Origin of the sequence: Flavobacterium sp. (assembly GCF_031422135.1) — a bacterium.
GTDB lineage: Bacteria > Bacteroidota > Bacteroidia > Flavobacteriales > Flavobacteriaceae > Flavobacterium.
Map to the genome: position 1 here is coordinate 1 of NZ_JANOQD010000084.1, position 3,656 is coordinate 3,656.

Sequence of the window (3,656 nt, forward strand, 5' to 3'; positions counted from 1 at the left end):
AAAAGCCATTCGATAGAATGGCTTTTATATTTTGCTTCTAGGAGTCTTGAGTTCTCGAATCGATTTAAAACGGATTTGGAAAAGCGGTATGTTTTGAGAGTTGAAATTAAGAAGAAATCTGTTATGATAGAAAGGTAAAAAGATATAATTGCTAGATTTACTAAAATTTTGATGGATATGACAGCAAATGAACTCTTTCAGAATTACACAAAACATTTACAATCACTTAATCGAGCCTCAAACAAAACGCTTGGTAAAGCACCTCACAAACCTATTTTGTTATTGTCAATAATCCAGTTAATCCAAAAAGGCGAAATACAATCTAATAGAATTTATATCACTGGTGAATTGGTAATCGCATTCAAAAGCAACTGGAATAAATTAGTTACCACTAATCACACACCAAATTTTTCACTCCCGTTTTTTCATCTTAGTTCAGAACCTTTTTGGAGATTAGTTTATGTAAACGGATTGTTTGACAATAAAGAGAAAATTAGCAGTCTGGGCAAACTCAAAAGCAGGGTAGCTTTTGCTGAAATTGATAAGGATTTATTTGAATTGCTTTTAAATCCGTTTACAAGAGTTGAGATAGAAAACATGTTATTAAACAACTATTTCCCTGACACAAAAGCAAATTTTCAGTTTGGAACAGTAGTTCGATATGATATAGAAACAGTCATTAAAGACCAAATTCTAAATGATACCAAGGAAGAATACCAAACATTAATGAGTCATATTGCAGAAGAATTAACCGAAAATGAAATTGAAGAAGAACGATTTATTAGAGGAAGTATCTTTAAGCGAGAAGTTCCAAAGATATACCAGAACCAATGTTGTATCTCCGGAATGAAAATAGAATCAACAACAAACGCTCAAATGATAGACGCTTGTCACATTGTTCCATTTAGTATTTCTAATGACGATACCGTTTCAAATGGTATCGCATTATCGCCTAATTTGCATAGAGCATACGACAGAGGATTAATTACAATCAACGAAGACTACGTCGTTAAAATCTCGACAGTTGTTAGAGAAAATGAGACACCATTTTCAATTTCACAATTTGCTGGTCGAAGGATTGTCCTTCCCGAAAAAGAAAAAGATTATCCATCACCAGAGAATTTGATGTGGCATAAAAAGGAAGTTTTTGTGTTTTGATATTGAAAACCAAGAAAATTGTATTCCCACAATTAAGACCATAAAAAAAGCCACTCTTTCGAATGGCTTTCTGCTTTTGCTCCCTCTCTTGGGCTCGAACCAAGGACCCTCTGATTAACAGTCAGATGCTCTAACCAACTGAGCTAAGAAGGAAAGTGTATTTCACTTTTAAAGCGGTGCAAATATAGGGCTTAATTTATTTGATGCAAACAAAAATTAATTTTTTTTAATTTTTTTTTATTTACCAACAATTGCCTTATAAATATCGTTTCCATTAGCAAATAAAAGCAATGAGATAAGTAATACGAAACCAACCATTTGGGCGTTTTCTAAAAATTTATCACTTGGTTTTTTGCCAGAAATCATTTCGTATAATAAAAACATAACATGTCCGCCATCAAGCGCAGGAATTGGCAATAAATTCATAACACCAAGCATAATCGACAATAAAGCCGTTATATTCCAGAAAACTTCCCAACTCCATGAGCTTGGAAAAATATTGAAAATAGCGGCAAAACCACCTACTTGTTTGTAAGCTTTGGTTTCTGGATTGAAAATCATTTTTAATTGTTTGCCGTAACCCAGCAATTGATTTTTCCCTTTTTCAATTCCAAAGGGAATCGATTCAAAAAAACTAAATTCTTGCTTACTTATTTTATAATAGCCTAATTTCTCTAGAGATTCTATATCTAAACCCGCCATTTGAACTCCTAATTTTCCTGCTGGATTAACAATTACTGGGATTTGTACTTCTTTTTGATTGCGGAGCACTACAGCAGTAATAGTTTTGTTTTTATGACTTTGTAAAACGGCTTTTAATTCATCAAAATATTTTGTTTTTTGTCCGTTTAGCGATACAATTACGTCTTTAGACAATAACGTTTTATTTGGAGATTCATCCGTAACAGCACTAACAACAAAAGGCATTCTAATAGTTACCAAAGGTGATTTTTCTTGTTTTGATAATTGATCTACAAAATCAATAGGCATTTTGATAGTTAGTTGCGCTCCATTTCTTTCGATAAGAACTTCCTTTGCCATAATGATTTTCATGTTGATGTCATTGTCAAATTTTACAATTTGGTCACCATCACAAGAAATGATTTTATCTCCAGTTTTAAACCCAGCTTTCAGCATTGCTTTATTTTCAATCAAAAGACCGTCTTTCAAATCTGCATTGGCAACATACGTATCTCCATAAGCAAAAGCCATCCCAATGTAAATAACAAAGGCCAAAATAAAATTAACCGTTACACCACCAAGCATAATTATTAATCGTTGCCAAGTTGGTTTAGAACGAAATTCCCACGGTTGTGGCGGCAATGCCATTTGTTCTTTGTCCATGCTTTCGTCAATCATACCCGAAATTTTGACATAACCACCAAGTGGCAACCAGCCAATTCCGTATTCGGTTTCGCCAATTTTCTTTTTAAATAAGGAATATTTAATATCAAAAAACAAGTAGAATTTTTCTACTCTAGTTTTAAATAATTTTGCAGGAATAAAATGCCCTAATTCGTGTAGTATGATGAGTAATGATAAGCTCAATAAAAATTGAGAAAGCTTGATAACTATTTCCATTTTTTTGTCATTGCGAGGAGCGAAGCAATCTCATCCTCTTATTAATTTAATTTTATAACGCACAAAAGTAAGGTTTTCTATTTTAGTTCCAAAGGTTTACTTTTATGCCAGACTATAATTATTTGTTAATAATTGTGTCATTTCCTTTTTTAGTTAGCAAGTTGTCCATTATTTTTACTCAAATTATAACAGTTATGCAAAAAATAAAAACCTCATTACTGTCTTACGGAATGTCAGGAAAAGTATTTCACGCCCCATTTATTGCCCTTCATCAAGGTTTTGAACTCGCTGGTTCATGGGAAAGAAGCAAAAATTTGATACAAATAGATTATCCAAATGCGAAAAGTTATCCAACTCTCGAATCGATTTTAGAAGATAAAACCATTGATTTAGTAATCGTAAACACGCCAGTTGAAACCCATTTTGAGTATACTAAAAAAGTACTTCAAGCCGGAAAACATGCTTTGGTCGAAAAAGCATTTACCACAACACTCGCCGAAGCACATGAATTAGCAGCTTTGTCCAAAGAAAAAAAATTAAAACTAGCCGTTTTTCAAAACCGAAGATGGGACAGTGATTTCAAAACGGTCACCAAAATTATTTCGGAAAAATTATTGGGCCAAATTGTAGAAGCCGAGTTTCATTTTGACCGTTATAATCCTAATTTAAGTCCAAAACAGCATAAGGAAACTGCCAATTCTGGTGCGGGAATTCTCAAAGATTTAGGCCCACATTTAATCGATCAAGCTTTGTTTTTATTTGGTTTACCCAAAGCTGTTTTTGCCGATATTCGCATCACACGACACGGTTCACTAGTTGATGATTGTTTCGATATTTTACTCTATTACGCTGACTTTAGAGTCCGACTCAAAGCAGGATTTTTTGTTCGAGAGAGTATTCCGGCTTATATTATTCAG

General features: G+C 33.3%; 3 protein-coding genes and 1 tRNA gene. 2 read left to right on the forward strand and 2 right to left on the reverse strand.

Annotated features, from left to right (window positions below; translation table 11 throughout):
* The first annotated feature begins 177 nt into the window (after positions 1–177).
* The gene (locus RMO70_RS10875) at positions 178–1,158 is read left to right on the forward strand and encodes an HNH endonuclease (protein WP_310556463.1); all 981 of its coding nucleotides are present in this window, start codon (positions 178–180) and stop codon (positions 1,156–1,158) included.
* Between the two features lie 79 nt (positions 1,159–1,237).
* Here the strand turns inward: RMO70_RS10875 and RMO70_RS10880 are convergent.
* Together RMO70_RS10880 and rseP are read right to left on the reverse strand one after the other, a co-directional pair.
* Positions 1,238–1,311 (reverse strand) — tRNA-Asn (locus RMO70_RS10880).
* 84 nt (positions 1,312–1,395) lie between these two features.
* Entirely contained in the window at positions 1,396–2,739 is a 1,344-nt protein-coding gene (gene rseP, locus RMO70_RS10885; RefSeq protein ID WP_310378645.1) for an RIP metalloprotease RseP, read from the reverse strand.
* A gap of 194 nt (positions 2,740–2,933) precedes the next feature.
* Between rseP and RMO70_RS10890 the strand changes: the two genes are divergently transcribed.
* Positions 2,934–3,656 (forward strand): Gfo/Idh/MocA family oxidoreductase (locus RMO70_RS10890; RefSeq protein ID WP_310556464.1); only part of this gene is annotated, 723 nt, incomplete at its 3' end.

Coding starts and splice junctions, on each gene's coding strand:
- RMO70_RS10875 (WP_310556463.1), top strand. CDS start 178: ATGACAGCAAATGAACTCTTTCAGAATTACACAAAACATTTACAATCA.
- rseP (WP_310378645.1), bottom strand. CDS start 2,739: ATGGAAATAGTTATCAAGCTTTCTCAATTTTTATTGAGCTTATCATTA.